Below are 17,214 nucleotides of genomic sequence, written 5' to 3' on the forward strand. Positions count from 1 at the left end.
TTCCAGATTGAGCCAAATTGTTAAAATTTGAACGGATCACTTGTATTTGCTTATCCGGAAAATAAATTTCAGCTGTCCAGAATTTTATATCAAAAAATCGATTTTCATGATCGAGGCATCAGTCCAATATTTGCAATTACTCTTTGCAGCTTCAGTTTAAAGAGATGCTTCTTGCGACTTACTGTAAGTCGTTGTGACTACTCCTGCTTTCACTGCGACAAGCTGACGGCCATACGCCATGGAAAAGCCGTATTTCGCCCTGTTTACACCTCAATTAGCCGTTAGGCCGCGTCTCTCTGCAGGTGTGTCAGATAAGTGTTTGTTCACCATCTCTGAAAACCTGATGATAACAAGACCCTGATACCTTCAATAGCAATAAGAACACTGGTTTAACAGGGCGTCATTAAGTACTGAGTGCGTAGCAGTCAGTATTACCAAAATAACAATAAGTCCTGAAAAGGGATTATCTGCATATCACTATGCGGACAACTGAAGGGTGACCCGTTTCCATTGCTTGGTGGGTCCTCCTTGTTTCAAGGCAGGTTGTCTTGCCCCGACGATTTTAAAGGCCGTACCTCCCCCTCCCAATCGGCCTTTTTATGCCTGCTTTGTTTGGCACCGAGGTATCCTCCCACCTCGGTGCCTTTTTTATGAGTGGGTGCTCGGCTTAAGCAACTTCTTCAGCTGGTGACGCAACCAGCTCAAAGCCTTCGTCAATCCAGCCAGTCATACCGCCCAGCATAATCTTCACCGGACGTCCCAAGCGGGAGAGGTTATAGGCGGCCTTGTCTGCCCCGTTGCAATGCGGCCCAGCGCAATAGACGACAAACACTGTGTCCATTGGCCACTTGGCAAGGTTCTGTTCGGTCAGATCGCGGTGATGCAAACAGATCGCACCATCCACGTGTCCTTTTGCAAAGCGGGTAGCACCGCGAACATCAAGCAAAACGAATTCTGCAGTACCATCGGCCAAATCTGCCTGCACATCAGAGCAATCTGTCTCGAACTGCAGGATTGAACGGAAATGTGAGAGCGCCAGCTTTGGGTCGGCTGGGGAATATTCGAGCGCGCGTGAGGACATGTACGTCTCCAAATCTATGAGGATGCTCCTGATTAGCGGGAGGAGCACCAAAAACACTTATTTTAAAGCAGTTTGCAGGAGAGATGCCTCCGCAAACAGCCTTGGGTGATGACAGGAATTTCGCCTGCTCCCATAATCTGGAGAATTTCCCGGTTGCGAAAAACTGGCTCAAATGACTATATTCGTAAAAAATACGCCAATCTTGTTTGAGTTGAATTTTCCGATGGTCCAGCCCACACCCCGCAGCCCCAAGGGCCCGCTTGTCGCAACGCTCATCTATGACGGTTTGTGTACCTTTGAGTTTGGACAGGCCTACGAGCTGTTCGGCCTGCCAAGACCAGAGCTCGGCGCGAACTGGTACAGGTATGAGACGGTCGCCATCGAGGACGGCCCTATCCGTGCCGCGGGTGGTCTGGAGATCAAAGCCGAAAAACAGCTGGATGCGCTGGATCACGCCGACATCATCCTCATCCCCGGCTGGCGTGGCATTGATACCCCGGTGCCGGAGGACCTGATTGAGGCGCTCTGTAAGGCCTACAATCGCGGAGCCCGTGTTGCCTCCATCTGCTCCGGTGCTTTCGTACTGGCACGCTCTGGCCTGCTCAATGGCCGCACAGCCACGACGCACTGGCGCTATGCCGAAGCGCTGCAAACCGGATTCCCGTCCATCAATGTAAAAGAAGACCGGCTCTATTCAGAGACCGACAGGGTATTCACCTCCGCAGGCAGCGCAGCAGGCATTGACCTTGCGCTTCACATCATCCGGCAGGATTACGGCTCACAGATCGCCAATAGCGTTGCCAAACGACTGGTTGCACCTCCGTTCAGAGAAGGAACGCAAACCCAGTTTGCAGAACAGCCTGTACCCGAAGAACGAGAAAGCAAACGCTTCGCAGCGCTTTTTGAGGAACTGGAGAAAAAACGTGCCTACACCATGTCCGTGCCGGAAATGGCGGATCTGATGGGTATGAGCCAACGCACCTTCATCCGCAAATTCTCAAAGGTAACCGGACTTGCACCCGCAGAGTGGCGGCGCACCAAGCAACTGGAAACAGCCAAGCACCTATTGGAAGCGGAAGAGGCGATGGACATGGAGAACCTTTCCCACCTTTGCGGGTTTGGCTCAGCAGCAACCTTGCGTCATCACTTCAGAAGCAAATATGGCACCACGCCAACAGCTTACAGGCGCCAGTTTCAAACCCGTCACGCCTGAAGGTACGCATTCATGCCATGCGCAGCAGAGCGACCTGTCGCAAACACCGCCTGCAGCAGATAGCCACCCGTTGGCGCTTCCCAGTCCAGCATCTCGCCCGCCACAAACACACCCGGCAGTTTGGTGAGCATGTAGTGCTCGTCGATTTCGTCAAACGAAATCCCGCCCGCGCTGGAGATCGCACGGTCAATGGGGCGCGGAGCAGTCAACTGCAACGGCAGAGCTTTGATACGCGCTGCTAGCTCATCAGCCTCAACCGGCAGCGGTCCTGCTTCCCGCATCAAAGCGATGGCGGCAGCAGGCAAACCGGTTGCTTTGCGCAGGAAGTTGCTCATGGATTGCTTACCACGTGGCCGCGCCAGCTTGGCCGTGAGCTTGTCAGCAGAGACATCCGGCTTCAGATCAATCTCAATCTGTGCCGTCCCTGTTGTAAGGATTGTATCCCGCAGATCAGCTGAGAGCGCATAGATCACGCCGCCTTCAATCCCACAGGCATCCAGCATGGCATCACCAACAACACGGCGATCTCCGTGGGAGATAGCTATCTTCTTCAGAGGAGTACCTTTGTGGCGGTCCTTGAAGTGATCCGAGAACGCAATCTCAAACCCGCAATTGGCAGGGAGCAGCGCGTTCACGTCAATCTGCTTGTCACGCAAAGTCGAAACCCACGCTCCATCAGAGCCAAGCTTCGCCCAGGAACCGCCACCAAGTGCCAGCAAAACAGCGTCAAACGCCTGCGCTTCAATGGGTTCATTGCCTTTTTGAAGCAGTAAACTTCCGGCTTCATCAAATCCGTGCCATCGGGTGTTCGCATGCAATGTTACGCCTTGCTGATCAAGCAATTTCAGCCAGTTACGCAGCAGCGGAGAGGCTTTGAAGCTTTTAGGAAACACCTTGCCGCTGGAACCTTCAAACGTCGGCTGCCCCAACTCTGCGCTCCATTCCCGCAGAGCAGAAGGAGGAAAATCCCGCACTGACTGCAACAGTTGCGCATGTGCAGGACGGTAGCGGCTCAGAAAAACCTCCAGATCCTCACTGTGAGTTAGATTGAGACCACCAAGCCCAGCCATCAAAAACTTGCGGGCAGGGGACGGGCGTTGATCAAAGAGGCTCACACGCACTCCGGCTTCTGCCAGATGTTGAGCAGCAAACAGCCCGGCAGGGCCTGCTCCGATGATTGCAACATGCTTTGTCAAAGATCCATCCAGTCCGCTTATGGTCATTGAGGCTCCAGCCAATGACATTTACAGCTCTAATGCCTTTGTTTTCCGCCAATTACAAGTCGGGAGAGCGCCTCACCCCACAGATGGAGCGCAGAGAACATCAGGGATTTTCACCTCCTTAAAGAAGCACCCCTGATATTAGAAGGAAGACTTCTAAGGAATGTACAGTCCCCGCACTTCAAGCTTTGCTGAATGCAAACAGTAAAGTGGGGGCCGCATTGAGAACTGCAATCGTAATGCCGCGTAATATGCATTTTTGCCAGTCTCGAGCCACATCAATAGATCTGTGCGCTCATGATCTTGCGCTTCATAGCCAGAACAAAGGCAACCTGCGTATTTTTGCAGGAGGCGAGGAGGATCTGTTTGAAGATGTTGATGTTTTTGCAGTGACAGAACCGGGTAAAAAGCCAACGCCCGCAAAGTTCTATGATCCGCTGTCAGAGTTTGGACCGCAACTGATCGTCGTGCATCAGCATTTGGAAACGGCGTTTCAGATCATCACGGACTTTCCCGGTACCCCTGTAATCTTGCACAGGCATGGCAGGTTCGAGCGCAACAGCGCGTTCAAACGCTGGAAGTACACCCGCAAAATGAACCGCCTTGCCGGCATCATCTGGGTTGGCGAAGATGCCCGCAATAACTTCTGCGAAAATTTCACGGGTGTAAAAGCCCGCAGTGTGGTGGTGCCCAACGGCATAGATTGCGAGCTCTGGTCCCCAGCCCCCAAAGAAAACTCTGTGATCTATGTGGGGCGGGCAAGGGAAGACAAAGGCGTGTTCGACCTGGCGCAGGCGTGGCTTGCCTGTGCAGATCGTTTGGATCGGACGGGGTGGAAGCTGAACCTGGTACTGGCCGTTACCGACGAGGGAGAGCAATCAACGGCAAACTCTCTCCGGCAGATGCTTTCAAGCCACGCAGACAGTGTCTCGATCGAGACCAACCTCAATGCCTCAGATGTCCAAAAACGCCTCGCAAGATCATCCATCGCGGTGGTGCCCTCCATCGTGGCAGAAGGGTTTGGCCGCACTGCGATTGAAGCTATGAGCTGCGGCGCTGCGGTGATCACCACGCACTCTGGCGGCTTATGGGAGGCGGTGGGAGAAACCGGTAAGGTGATCAACCCAAGATCCCCCAAAGAGATTGCATCAGCGCTGCTCGATCTGGCCGACAACCGCCCTTTGCGTGAGGAGATGGCAGAAGCAGGACGGGAGAGAGTGCTTCGTCTCTTTAACATCCACCAGATCGCAGAAAACTACGATGACATGCTCATGAGCCTGTGGGATGACTTTGTCAGCGGCTCCGATAAAACACAGGGCCTCATTGACCACATGCTCGTGTCAGAGTGAGGTGAATGAAGACCGGGACTGGTACAGCAGGGCGAAGATCAGATCGCCCGCAACCCAGGAGACCAGCAAAATGCACCCTGATCATGTGACGGTAGCTGTCCGCAATCTGGAGGAGGCGCGTGCTTTCTTCAACCTGCTTGACTTTGAAGAAGCAAAATCCCTCGTTATCTCCGGTCCAGTGTTTTCAAAGTACATGGGCATTTCGGACCTGGAAGCAGAGCACGTCACTTTGGTTCTGAAAGGTCATAGCCCCAGGTTCGAAATCCAACTGCTGCACTACAGCAATCCAGAGCCACGCAGCGAGCCTTACCCTGAAGACCTCTGCCGAACAGGCTACAATCACTTGTGTTTCGCGGTCGATGATCTGGAAGACAGACTATCAAAGCTTCAAGCCGCCGGGTTCAAGACCCGTTCCGAAGTCATGGAGTTCAACGACAGAAAACTGGTGTTTCTATTCGGGCCAGAAAAGATCACGATAGAATTAGCGCAGTGGACCAAGCCCACCTAAAGCGCAGCCCCGAAGAAGAGCCTTCTCGGTTCCAAACAGGCTATGCTGCAGGCACTAAACTGCGCAAGCACCGTGAGCGCAACGTCCCACCAGCAACGTCTTAACCGAACAAGAGATTTGATTAGTAAGGTGCAATCTTTGGTAGTTAAAGTCAGTGGTAAGGGAAGTTATGTTTCACAACAAATTACTATTCTTGCTTTCTCTGTTTTCTTTTATTGGCTGGAATACAGCAGTAAGTTCGCAAACTCTTGAAGAATGTCGACGTTATCCTGTGGGGGGGATAGAGAAAATCTATCATCCTGCATCAAACTGGCGAATGCAACTGTTGATGGTCGTCTTCAATTTCGTCTTGGAGTAATATTTGCCAATGGTGAAGGGGTGCAGCAGGATTATGTTAAAGCACTTGAATGGTATCGCCAACCAGCAGCACAGGGCTCTTCTGGTGCACAATACAATATAGGTGTCATGTATCACAACGGTCAAGGAGTGCAGCAGGACTACGCAAAAGCGCTTGAGTGGTTTCGCGCAGCAGCTACGCAGGGGCATTCGAAAGCGCAGTATCACATAGGTTTTATGCATTACTATGGCCAAGGGATGCCTCAGGATTACGCTAAAGCCTTTGAATGGTATCGCAAAGCATCAGTTGATGGCCTAAGTCGGGCACAGAATTATTTAGGTTTTATGTACTCTAACGGCCAAGGTGTCCCGCAAGATTATGCCAAAGCCCGTGAATGGTATCGCAAGGCTGCCACCAATGGTCATCCGAAAGCGCAAAATAGCTTAGGCTTAATGTACGTGAGGGGTGAAGGAGGCCAGCAAGATTACGCCGAAGCGTTTGATTGGTTTCGAAAAGCTGTACTAAATGGGTCTCATTTGGCGCAGAATAGCTTAGGTTTAATGTATGTAAACGGTGCCTGAGTGTATAAAGACTATGCAACAGCGTTTAGTTGGTTTCGCAAGGGCGCAGAGCTTGGTGATAGTGAAGCCCAGAGCAATTTAGGTGTCATGTATCAATTAGGTGATGGGATACCAAGAGATTATGTAATGGCTTATATGTGGCATAGTCTTGCTGCAAAGCAGGGTAATAAATTAGCGATAAGAAATCGCACTGAAATCGTGAAGCATCTTACCCCTGAACAAATCACTGAAGGACAGCGCATGGTTCGTGACTGGATTAATGCCCACAGTGATTAAAAACTAAACCGCCTAGAGTTCACATAAGCACAACTCGCCCAAATATCGTGAGCGCAGCCTCACACCAACAACGCCTTGGCCGCTTCCTTGTAATTCCGTGCCTTTGCGTTCTCAACAAACAACAATCCCTTCAGGTACTCCAACCGCGCCTTTGCTTTTTTGACACGCTGTACCATGTGCCGTGCCACCTTTGGCGAGATATGCAGGAAGCCGCGCTCCCGTAGTTCATCACGCAGTGCTTGGCCCACATCATTCGCCAGCGTGTCCTTGCTGAAACTCGGCTCCTCTTCATCGTACAACCGCGCAACAGCACAGAGCAAAGCCATATCCGCTACCATCCGGTAAGGACGACCGTTACGTGCTGTCACCTGACCGGGATGCAGCCGATACCGGACAAGCCGCTCGTTGAGGGCGCCAATTTTCCCATACTCCAGCAAGCGCAGATAAAGGTCGTAATCCTCCGCTCCATCAAAATGCGGTCGATAACCGTCAAGGGCCAACACAGCATCACGGCGAAACATAATGGTCGGGTGGTACAAACAGCACTTCTCAAAAAGGCGCTTGCGGATCTCAACCGAGCTTTTCGGGCATTCCATCTGGTCAATGATCTGCCCGGCCTCATCAATCACGGAAACTTCTGTTCCGCACAATTGCCAGTCAGGGTTCCGGTTCATTATCCGAACCTGCCGCTCCAGCCGAAGCGACTCTGACAAATCATCCGCATCAAGGCGGGCAACCAATGGGCTCTCAATCACCGCAAGCCCGGTATTAAGCGCATTTGAGATTCCCTGACCTAGCCCTTCAAGAATCTGAAACCTGCCCTTCGGAAAATGGCTTGCAAAATGCTCCGCAATTTCCCGGGTTTCATCGGTGGAGGCATCATCCACCAACACAACAGCAAAGTCTGTGAAGCTTTGTGCCAACAGGCTGCTCAGCGTCTCTCCAAGCGTGTTTGCGGCATTGCGTGCAGGGATCAACACGCTGACAAGAGGGGCGGGGTCCTGCTGTTGCTTTTCAGCCATTGAATAAGCCACCTATCTGCTTAAGCTTTTTGTCTTCCAGCTGAGGCTGCGAAGGTAGCTAAGCGTTTGTTGTGTTGCGTCGTTTCTTTGAAAAATCAGGGATATCGGGCGGAAGCTGGGTCAGGTCTTATCCTGCCGTGCAGCAGTCGCCCCCTTCTGAGATGAATGGGTCTGTTCCAGTAGATCTGCTTCAATGGATTTCGCGACCCGCAGATATCGCCCAACTGCATAGTTGGTGGAGGCAATCAAACCCCACCAGCCATATCGGCAGTATCCGCGCACCAGATAGCCCTTCAGAAAGGCTGCGGGAAACTCATAGAGCAGCCGTGACTTCGGCATCCTGCGGCCCCGTCCACGCATCTCATGCACTTGCATGGTGGAATAGCGGTTCATCTTCTCGAAGTGGAAGGCAACGCTGGGAATACTGCGGTGGTCCATATGCCCCTTCAGCATGCCTATCTTGGCATCGCTGGGCGGACGAACCGTGTCATGCACCGAGCTGGCAGAAAAACGGCCTACACTCCTTCGGTAAAGCCGGATTTGCTTATGAGAGTAGGCGTGTTTTGCAGCGGTCGTTTCGTGAGGCCACACATCGCAGATGTCCACCTCCCAAAAATCGTTCTGCGCAAGAACAGAGGTTTGGAACAAGCCCACTATCTCATCGCGCAGTGCAGGTGTGACCACCTCATCGGCATCAATGTTCAGGATCCAGTCATTCCGGCACTGGTCCTCACCAAACCGCTTTTGCAAGCCATAGCCATTCCAGTCATTGTGCAGCACACGGGCGCCCATGCGCTGGGCAACGGTGACGGTCTGGTCCGTCGACCCACTGTCAATCACAATGACCTCATCAGCCCAGTGAATGCAGCTGGCAATCGTCTGCCCGATCCGGTCTTCCTCATTCTTCGCGATGATGAAAACAGACATCGGAATGCGGGCCTCATCAGATCGCTCGTCAGCGGTTGGCTTTCCTTGCTGGGCCCGCTTTGCTGCAATGTCGATGATTTTGCTCTGGGTGGAGATATCGGGCCTCAAACTCTTGGATTATCCGCAATAATCTAGAGTTTACTCCCCCCTACACATTCCGAAATTCGTCCAATATGAAGGACTGTTTTCACCCAATAGAAACCCATCAATATCAAATAAGGGAGATGACTGAGAAAGTCGTCGCGCACCGCCAGTCAAACCCTGCTCATACGGAGAGAGCAAACCAGAAACCATCGCTTGGCTTGGGTGAAAAGGACTGTCAGATCGACAAAACCTAGCATAAAGTCCCTCGGATAGCCCCGTTCACTACAACTTCCGTATGATTGCATCTGGCGCGCAGGGGTGAAACGATTTGCGCGCATTTGAGAGCCGGGTTTGAGGCGAGACTTTCGGCACCCACTTTAATTTCTTTGGGAGAAGAAAATGGCCGCAATTATTGGTTGGGCACATACACCGTTTGGCAAACTGGCAGATGAAACCGTAGAGACACTCGTCACAAAGGTTGCCAAGCAAGCGATTGCCGATGCCGGTCTCGCCGCTGAAGACATTGATGAGATCGTTCTGGGTCACTTCAATGCAGGTTTTTCCAAGCAGGATTTTACAGCAAGCCTCGTGCTTCAGGCAGATGACAAGCTGCGCTTCAAGCCAACCACCCGCGTAGAAAACGCATGTGCGACGGGCTCAGCTGCCGTGCATCAGGGCGTCAAATCCATCAAGGCAGGCGACGCCAAGTTCGTGCTCGTCGTTGGTGTTGAGCAGATGACCACCACGCCGGGCCGTGAAATCGGAGCAAACCTGCTCAAAGCTTCTTACCTGCCAGAAGATGGCGATACCCCGGCTGGTTTCGCTGGTGTCTTCGGCAAAATCGCAGGCATGTATTTCCAAAAGCACGGCGACCAGAGCGAAGCGCTGGCCCACATCGCTGCGAAGAACCACAAGAACGGCGTGGAGAACCCATACGCACAGATGCGCAAGGATCTTGGCGTCGAGTTCTGCCTCAACGAGAGCGAGAAGAACCCGTTCGTAGCTGGCCCGCTGAAGCGGACAGACTGCTCACTTGTGTCTGACGGCGCAGCAGCCATCGTCCTCACCGACACCACCACAGCCCTCTCTGCCAAAAAGGCCGTCGCCTTCCGCGGCATGGGGCACGCGCAGGACTTCCTGCCAATGTCCAAGCGCGACATCCTCAAGTTTGAAGGCTGTACAGAAGCTTGGAAGCGTGCGCTCTCCATGGCCAACATCACCGTTGAAGACCTGTCCTTTGTTGAAACCCACGACTGCTTCACCATCGCTGAGCTGATCGAATATGAAGCCATGGGGCTGGTGCCAGAAGGTCAGGGCGCGAAAGCGATCCTGGAAGGCTGGACCCAGAAGGACGGCAAACTGCCGGTCAACCCATCTGGCGGTCTGAAGGCAAAAGGCCACCCGATTGGCGCAACCGGCGTTTCCATGCACGTCCTCACATCCATGCAGCTGGTAGGCGAAGCTGGCGGCATTCAGGTTGACGGCGCAGAGCTCGGCGGTATCTTCAACATGGGCGGCGCAGCCGTTGCCAACTATGTGTCTGTGATGCAGCGCCTCAAGTAAACCCGGCAAAACCAGACAAATGAGTATCAGAGCCCCGGTCCGCCGGGGCTTTTCTTTTGCATTGTGGCCTTGCAGCTCACCAATCGCTAACTAAGCCCTCAAACCAGCATCATTACACCAATGTGATCGTGGTAAACCTTTTGTCTGACGCAAGGTTAGGAGAGGTGTGTCGATGCCAGGACAAGAGTCAGCCCCCAAGTACGATGATTGGCTGAAAAAAGTCTATTCAGAGATGAACTGGAAGTTCCATGATCTCGTTGGCGGTGGCCGAAAGAAACGCTCCGCAAGCGTCACCAGCAAAACCTCTGAGGCAAGCGCGGCGATTGGCTCGCAAGTGGACGAAGACACACCAGAGTGGACCACAGAACCTGATATCGCAGATTACATCGTTGAAGGCACACCGGCTGCGGAGCGTAAGAAACGCCCTCTCTCAGCAGCTTTGAAAGACGCCGGCATCAAATCCACCGAAGGCTTCACCCAGCGCCTCAACTCCTACCAGTCCCAAAAATCCCATTATGATGAAGACCCGTTGGGTGCAGCCTATGCGGACCCGGAGGCCGTCAAATGGGATCGACTGGTCAAAGGCACTCTGGGGGAGAGCGATAATAAAGCCCGGCAAATGGTGCTGATGCAGCACGAAATCGAGCTGAAAAAACAATCCCGTCAATTGACCCGCGAAGTGTTTCAGGATCAGTCAACCGCGCCCGAGTTCAGAGCCTATCTCCGTCAGGCCAGCGATACTCCCTCCAACCAGATGGACACAGCACAGCGTGAAACCATCATGTTCTTCAGCCAGAACATGAAGGTGTTGGGCAATGAGCTGGTGGCCTCAACCAAAGAGCTGATGCACGAAAAAGCCTTTGGCGACACCATGATGAAGACCCTGCATGAAGCCAAAGCTAATGCGGTGTCAGAGCGTGAAAAGAAACGACTGGCCGAGCTGGAAGAAGAAGCCATCGCTTATGGCACCGCCACCTCCAAGCAAATGGCCTTCGCGCTCAATTGCACCAACTGTGTGGAAGCTGCAATCAATCGGGGAGCTGAAGTCGAAGCAGCCGTCCTGCAATTGTCAGATGAGCGGCCCAAAGCCGTTTTCGCCACCTCTGGTTTACAGCGCACGGCAGAAGAAATGGTGCTGACTCATCTGGACAAAAGCAACAACATGAAGAAGAGCCTGGCCTGGGCGGAAACGCAGCCATGGGCCCAGATGGTGAAGGTCAATATTAAAAAAGAAGGCCGCAACTTTTCCATCACATCAGAAACACGAAAAGCACCGGAAACACCGGCAAGTACCGGTGACCCGATGGTCGATAACCATGTGGACATGCCCCACAAAGCTGTAACCAAAACCGAGCTCGCAACCACGCCGGAGCTGGTCTTCAACGGCCTGCGCTCAGGACAGATGATGGCCTCCATGTCTCACCGCGAGACTGGAGAAACAGGACCGGACGGCAAACCATTTGTGGGCATTCCCAGTGAGGCCTCCATGGCATGGGCCAAAACTTTGCTGACAGCTCAAAAAGAAGGACAGGACATATCGGATCAACTGCCAGACTATATGGAAGTGAAGGAAGTCTGGTACCGCGAAAACCGCTCTGGCCTCAAAGGAAAACTCAAACGCGGCAAGCCTGAAAAGAAAGTCCATGTGGTGGCGTGTAAGGAGACCTCGGAGTCTGTTCAGGCGGCCCAAAAGCTTCGCGCAGCACCCAAAAACATGGCTGGAGATCTGGCAGAGCTTGCAGATAACATTGCTGACCTGAAGGCAGATCAGGCCCGCAAAGCTGAAAAGCTGAAAGCACATAAAGAGGAGCTGGAAAAATTCCTCAGCTCCAAAGGTGAGGGCATGCTGGAAAGCTTCGGCGAAGCCCATGAAGCCTTCAACGCCCTGCAGGAAAACATTCTCCAGCAGGTGATCGCAAAAATGAGCAAGGGCACCAGTCTCAAGAACATCAAGAAATGGGCCAGCAAACAGCCTTGGGCAATGATGTTCGAGATCGAGTTCAAGCCTGACGAAAGTGGCAAGAAGAACCATTACAACGTCGTCGTTAAAGAAAAAGAGGAGGAAGTAGAAGAGACTGATGGAGCACCGGAAGGGGGCCGGACAGAAGCAGACGGTAGAACAAAAGACCAGGAAGCCTCACTGACAGGTGCGTTAGCAGCCCTCTCAAAGCCTGCAGTTCAAAAAGAACTGATCCTCAAATACACTGGCGAAAAGCACAACGGCGTACCTATCGTCGAAAAACCAAGCGACCTGGCAAAAAAATGGGCAGATATGATTATGAAGGTCTATGGTTCCAACGCCAAACTACCAGCCTATCTGGTGCTCAAGGATGTCGTCTACAAATCAGCTTCCCGAAATCTGATCCGGCGCGGTAAATACATCCCTTGCAAGGCCGTGGAGTTTATTCCTTCCGCCTTCAAGTAAAAGAAGCAAGCCAGTCTCACGACAACATCATTTGGATTTTCACCGCCCTCTGCTAGGTTCTGCGGGCGGTTTTATAGTTTGCATGTCTTCGGTTCGTTCGAAGCTCCCGAAGGCACGTGCAAGAAAGGTATTTCATGGTCAAGCGTTTAGTGCTCCCGCACGAGTTTCAATCCGTTTCAGAACAGCTCAACATGTCACCAGCTATCTTCTCGGGAAACCACATCTTCCTGAGTGGCATGACAGGCGCGGATATGAGCGGCCAGATGCCGGAAGACCCCGAAGCCCAGTTCCGCAACACCTTCAAAAAGATCGAATGCATCCTGCGTGAAGCCAACGTCGATATGGATGCCGTTGTTGAGATGACCAGCTACCACATCGGCCTGCGCGATCACTTCGAGCTGTTCGACACCATCCGCCTCGAGTTCTTCTCCAAACCCTACCCAGCCTGGACCGCCATTGAGGCCGCCGGCCTCCGCCGTGAAGGCGCCCTGGTAGAAGTCCGCGTCATCGTCAGCGCACACTATGGTGGGTGAGGTGGACTCCTTTACCAATTCTAGAATGGAACGTTGAGACGTAAGTCACCTCCATAATTGTAGAAGTTAGCGATACCAAAGCCGTCATAGTAGCCTTTGACGCCAAGGCTCACCCCACGACGGAACACACCAGTTAAGCCACCATCAACACGTGCTCTTATATCTCCAGACTCCAAAACAGGGCTGGCTATGGAACTTGGATTTTCAACGCCGAAGTTCCACCGTCCGGTAATCCCGATACTGGGCAGGAGGAAAGTGTCTTCATCCAAACGATAGGTGTATCTGACATAAGGGCCAAACAGGACTTCGCCTTGTGCTGCTGTTTGGCCAGCGATATGAGTGCCCGCACTATCAAAGAATCCATCTGCTTCTTCACGAAAGTAGCTGACACCTACTTCTGGAGTGAAACGCCAATTCTGATAATCTATAGGCCCGGATAGCTTGCCTGCGATCAGCCAACGATAACTATCAAAGTTGCTTTCTTCATTCGTTCCAATCGCACCAACATCATTACTTCCCCGCCCCCATGAGGCGTTGAAGTCCAGATAGAGGCGCTGGTCAAAGAAACGGGCAGCAGCATACGGGCCGATCATCCACCCGCCGCCACGTCCTTGTTGACCAATTGAACTATCGCTGGTGCTCACCCAATCCAGTTGTAGAAGGCCACCTACAATAAAGTCTGGATTTAAAAATACATGGCCACCTACATGCCCAATCCAGAAGTTGGATGAGGCATCTCCGTTCTTTCCTCGGTTTCCTGAAAGGCGGATCCAGACATCATAATCAGCACCATAAGGCACTGCAGTGAATGGTTCAGGTTCAGGCTGTATCTGTCCTGAAGGGCTGGGACTATCCGATTCGCCTATCGCATTCTCAATAGCGGCTTGTTTGGTATCTTGTGCTCTGGGAGCCATTGTCAGAAGTGGGGCAAATGCACCTGTGCTGAGTGATTTCTGAGAAAGAGGAGCAAAAGCAAGTGATGGATTAGCTTGGTTGGACCTCTGGTGATCAGCTGGTTTTCGCTCTCCTGCCGCCATGCCAATGCGTATCCGATTCAAACTGGTCATGAAGAAAACATTTTGCCCAGTCTCCGATCCATTAAGCGCAAGATACCCCATCGGGTTGGCTGACCTTGAGGGAGGCTGCTGCATTAGGCTGGAAAAACTGGGTTGATTACCAAGAATGAGCGTCGTGCGAGCAACAGAAAGATTGGCCGCAGCAGTTGCGGAAGGAGAAGCATTTCCTTGAACACTCGCACGGGTGATTATGACACTCGAGTTTACAGCAATGAATGATCCAACGGGTAGGCTCGCAGAGAAAGTGTATCGATCTCCATTCTCTGTTTCATCCGAAAATGAAAAATTACAATCACTGGTGGAGTTGTTACATGTCTTGGAGTGTCCACTGCCATAGTTAGTCCAATTCCCAGAGCTAATAGTAAAAGCGGAATCTGCTGCTAAAGCACCGTTTTTCCGTAGTTGAATTATGAATGTTCCCGGGCCTGAGTACTCCAATACAAACCCATTTTGAGAATTGGAATACGTGGAGTAGACATCGTTGCATACCTCGGTTTCCAAACTAAAAGTAATACGGCCATCATCTGGGCAGGTAACCGTTTGAGCATGGCTCACAGTTAAAAAGCCTCCAGTGAGTTGAAGGCCCGTAATTATGAGTAGATTAAAGAAAAGTGCCTTGATGACTTTGAACATGCCAATGTGGTTTGGAAGGGCAACTTGCATGCAATCACCTGCTCTATGAAATCTGATAAGAAGGCTAAGTGCTAAATGAGCGAATGGTCCGTAAAGTCGTCTGTTAGTCAATCATAAGCTCAACTGACTTTAACCTGACGAAAGCCCGGGAAATAATTCCCAAATATCAGAGTTCCCACCACTAACTATTGGAAACTAAAGGATAATATGCGGGGCGTATACATTTTCAGATGATTGAGCAAAGCTCTTGGCCACAGAAGTTGGGGACCTCTCTCACGTGACCCGGAGATGTAGTGAGATTGGCCTTTTCTCAGTTGAGAACATCCCGGCCGCTACTGAAGCAAAACGTACTAAACTTGGTCAGTATCTGTGATGTAAGTGAAGATAGAATCGAATTACCGAGAGTTTTTGTAGAATAATTTTCTCATGGGGAATGGCATGTTTCCCGCATTTATGCGCTCGCACTTTTCTGCATTTTCTGTTTGAGAAAAAATCTTTTCTACGCAGTCATCCAGCTTTGGAATGCCATACCGAGCTTAGAGGAACTCTACTCTGTAAACTCGCTCCCAATGATCCCAAAACGCTTGGAGAGCGCAATGGCTTTGGTAGAGAGCTTCAACACACAGCAGGACGAGAGCAATAAACTCGCTGTCTTTCCAACCTTTCACAAGGTTGAAGGCAAAATGGTTGTTGTTGTTGGCTGTGGTGATGAAGCTGCTGCAAAGGTAAGACTTCTGGCGCAAACCAAAGCGCACATCCGCGTTGTCAGCCATGAGCGCCCTAGTGCAGCTTTGGCCGAAGCGGTGGCAGACGCGGACGGCGTCTTCATGCTTAGCGTGTTCAACCCGGCTTATCTGGATGGCGCAGCCCTGGTGTTTGCTGCCACTGATGAAGAAGAGCTGGACCGTGAGATCGTAGAAGCTGCTCGTGAGAAAGGCATCCCGGTCAACGCAGTGGACCGTCCTGAGCTTTGTGATTTTTACACCGGTGCGATGGTCAATCGTGCACCTGTTGCCGTGGCGATCACCTCAACAGGCGTTGGCCCTGTTTATGCCCGCCACATCCGCGCACAGGTTGAAGCTCTGTTACCACGTGAAGCCGGTCAACTCGCAAGGTTGGCAGACAGCTTCCGTGCTACAGTTGGTAAGCTGATGCCTTCGGGAAGTGCGCGTCGTCGCTTTTGGGCTGAATTTTTTTCAGGGACTATAGCTGCGAACATTTTTGCTGGTGAGACACAAAAGGCTCTGACCGAAGCGCATCGCTTGCTGAACAGTGAGCAGGATCAGCGGGGATATGTCTGGCTTGTGGGTGCTGGCCCAGGAGCAGAAGACCTGCTGACCCTGCGCGCACAGCGTGTCCTGCAGGAAGCAGATGTTATTTTCTATGATGCATTGGTACCGGATGCCGTGGTTTCCATGGGCCGCCGCGACGCAACACGCATCAGCGTAGGAAAACGCAAAGGAACGCACAGTTCAACGCAAACGCAAATCAACCAGTTATTGGTCTCCGCTGCCAAGTCCGGCAAACGGGTTGTCCGCCTGAAAGCAGGGGACCCAATGGTGTTTGGCCGCGCTGGAGAAGAGATCGCCGCGCTGCGTGAGCATGATGTGGACTTTGAGATTGTACCCGGTGTCACCGCAGCGTTTGCTGCCGCCGCCAGTGCGCAAATTCCTTTGACATTACGGGGTGTTGCCTCCTCACTGGTGTTTGCTACAGGGCATAACCAGCATGGTGATGTCCTCCCGGACTGGGCGGACCTTGCTCTGAATGGAGCGACAACCGCTGTCTACATGGGGCGCACCGTTGCAGGAAAAGTTGCCAACTTGCTGGCAAAATCCGGGTTGGACTTATCCACGCCCGTCATGGCGATTGAGAACGCAGCCCAGACAAAAGAACGCAATTTTGCAGGCACCCTGCAAGACCTTTGTAATTTTGAGCAGCACGACAGTGTCACCGGACCCACACTTATCATCATTGGTAAGGCAGTGGCCCACGCAGATCAGTCGCGCTCGCTCCCTCTAAGTCCAATTAAATTCGAGAAGTTACCGGCTGTTGTCGCAGCCTAGGGAGAGACCCGATGAAAACTATTACCGCCAACAGACTGGTCGATGGTGATGTCGTCTGGCTCGGCCACAACGGAGAGTGGGTCGAGTTTGTTGAGGCCGCCTGGATCCTTAACACCGACGAAGACATGGCCTCAGCTCTGGATTTCGCGAAAGCCGGTGAAGATAAACAGTACGTTCTCGGCACCTACGCGATTGATCTGGAACTGAAAGACGGCCATTTGCAGCCAAAGAGCCTGAAAGAGCGCATTCGCGCACAAGGGCCAACCACTCGTCTCGACCTCGGCAAACAAGCCGAACGCCATCTGCGTTCGGCCTAAGTC

13 protein-coding genes and 1 pseudogene are annotated in these 17,214 nt (G+C 52.3%); 9 read left to right on the forward strand and 5 right to left on the reverse strand.

Features of this window, described 5'->3' with window-relative positions; all coding sequences use genetic code 11:
- Positions 1-667: 667 nt before the first annotated feature.
- Positions 668-1,081, reverse strand: a complete 414-nt coding sequence (locus PsW64_RS15755; protein WP_057460999.1) for a rhodanese-like domain-containing protein — start codon at positions 1,079-1,081, stop codon at positions 668-670.
- Between the two features lie 223 nt (positions 1,082-1,304).
- Here PsW64_RS15755 and ftrA point away from each other — a divergent pair, with 223 nt between their 5' ends.
- Positions 1,305-2,294 (forward strand): transcriptional regulator FtrA, encoded by a 990-nt coding sequence (ftrA, locus tag PsW64_RS15760; RefSeq protein ID WP_063304260.1) that lies wholly within the window; start codon positions 1,305-1,307, stop codon positions 2,292-2,294.
- Here the strand turns inward: ftrA and PsW64_RS15765 are convergent.
- Entirely contained in the window at positions 2,285-3,517 is a 1,233-nt protein-coding gene (locus tag PsW64_RS15765; RefSeq protein ID WP_063304261.1) for a TIGR03862 family flavoprotein, read from the reverse strand. The genes ftrA and PsW64_RS15765 overlap by 10 nt on opposite strands.
- A 218-nt stretch (positions 3,518-3,735) precedes the next feature.
- Here PsW64_RS15765 and PsW64_RS15770 point away from each other — a divergent pair, with 218 nt between their 5' ends.
- The 3 genes and pseudogenes from PsW64_RS15770 (at position 3,736) to PsW64_RS15780 (ending at position 6,565) form a co-directional block, all read left to right on the forward strand.
- Complete coding sequence (locus PsW64_RS15770) at positions 3,736-4,863, forward strand: glycosyltransferase family 4 protein (RefSeq protein WP_208980822.1); 1,128 nt, start codon at positions 3,736-3,738, stop codon at positions 4,861-4,863.
- Positions 4,864-4,933: 70 nt separating this feature from the next.
- Complete coding sequence (locus PsW64_RS15775) at positions 4,934-5,371, forward strand: VOC family protein (RefSeq protein ID WP_063304262.1); 438 nt, start codon at positions 4,934-4,936, stop codon at positions 5,369-5,371.
- A gap of 255 nt (positions 5,372-5,626) precedes the next feature.
- A pseudogene (locus PsW64_RS15780) lies at positions 5,627-6,565 on the forward strand (tetratricopeptide repeat protein).
- 59 nt (positions 6,566-6,624) lie between these two features.
- Here the strand turns inward: PsW64_RS15780 and PsW64_RS15790 are convergent.
- Together PsW64_RS15790 and PsW64_RS15795 are read right to left on the reverse strand one after the other, a co-directional pair.
- On the reverse strand, positions 6,625-7,587 hold the full coding sequence (locus tag PsW64_RS15790; RefSeq protein WP_063304192.1) for a glycosyltransferase family 2 protein: 963 nt from the start codon (positions 7,585-7,587) through the stop codon (positions 6,625-6,627).
- A gap of 120 nt (positions 7,588-7,707) precedes the next feature.
- Positions 7,708-8,622, reverse strand: coding sequence for a glycosyltransferase family 2 protein (locus PsW64_RS15795; RefSeq protein WP_063304193.1), 915 nt, complete (start codon positions 8,620-8,622; stop codon positions 7,708-7,710).
- Positions 8,623-8,997: 375 nt separating this feature from the next.
- Here PsW64_RS15795 and PsW64_RS15800 point away from each other — a divergent pair, with 375 nt between their 5' ends.
- From PsW64_RS15800 to PsW64_RS15810, 3 genes are all read left to right on the forward strand, one after another.
- Positions 8,998-10,161 carry an acetyl-CoA acetyltransferase gene (locus PsW64_RS15800; RefSeq protein ID WP_063286869.1) on the forward strand — a complete coding sequence of 388 codons (1,164 nt, stop codon included), beginning with the start codon at positions 8,998-9,000 and terminating at the stop codon, positions 10,159-10,161.
- A 172-nt stretch (positions 10,162-10,333) separates the two neighbouring features.
- Positions 10,334-12,586 carry a hypothetical protein gene (locus PsW64_RS15805; protein WP_063304194.1) on the forward strand — a complete coding sequence of 751 codons (2,253 nt, stop codon included), beginning with the start codon at positions 10,334-10,336 and terminating at the stop codon, positions 12,584-12,586.
- A 149-nt stretch (positions 12,587-12,735) separates the two neighbouring features.
- Entirely contained in the window at positions 12,736-13,119 is a 384-nt protein-coding gene (locus PsW64_RS15810) for a RidA family protein (RefSeq protein WP_208980823.1), read from the forward strand.
- A 20-nt stretch (positions 13,120-13,139) separates the two neighbouring features.
- On the opposite strand, the gene PsW64_RS27390 is transcribed toward PsW64_RS15810, so the two are convergent.
- A complete protein-coding gene (locus PsW64_RS27390) occupies positions 13,140-14,858 on the reverse strand; it encodes an autotransporter outer membrane beta-barrel domain-containing protein (protein WP_153040699.1) in 1,719 nt (572 codons plus the stop codon).
- Between the two features lie 566 nt (positions 14,859-15,424).
- Here PsW64_RS27390 and cysG point away from each other — a divergent pair.
- Together cysG and PsW64_RS15825 are read left to right on the forward strand one after the other, a co-directional pair.
- Positions 15,425-16,894 carry a siroheme synthase CysG gene (gene cysG, locus PsW64_RS15820; protein ID WP_208980824.1) on the forward strand — a complete coding sequence of 490 codons (1,470 nt, stop codon included), beginning with the start codon at positions 15,425-15,427 and terminating at the stop codon, positions 16,892-16,894.
- A gap of 11 nt (positions 16,895-16,905) precedes the next feature.
- A complete protein-coding gene (locus PsW64_RS15825; protein WP_057460990.1) occupies positions 16,906-17,211 on the forward strand; it encodes a DUF2849 domain-containing protein in 306 nt (101 codons plus the stop codon).
- Positions 17,212-17,214 lie beyond the last annotated feature (3 nt).

The organism is Pseudovibrio sp. W64 (assembly GCF_001623145.1).
Classification (GTDB): domain Bacteria; phylum Pseudomonadota; class Alphaproteobacteria; order Rhizobiales; family Stappiaceae; genus Pseudovibrio.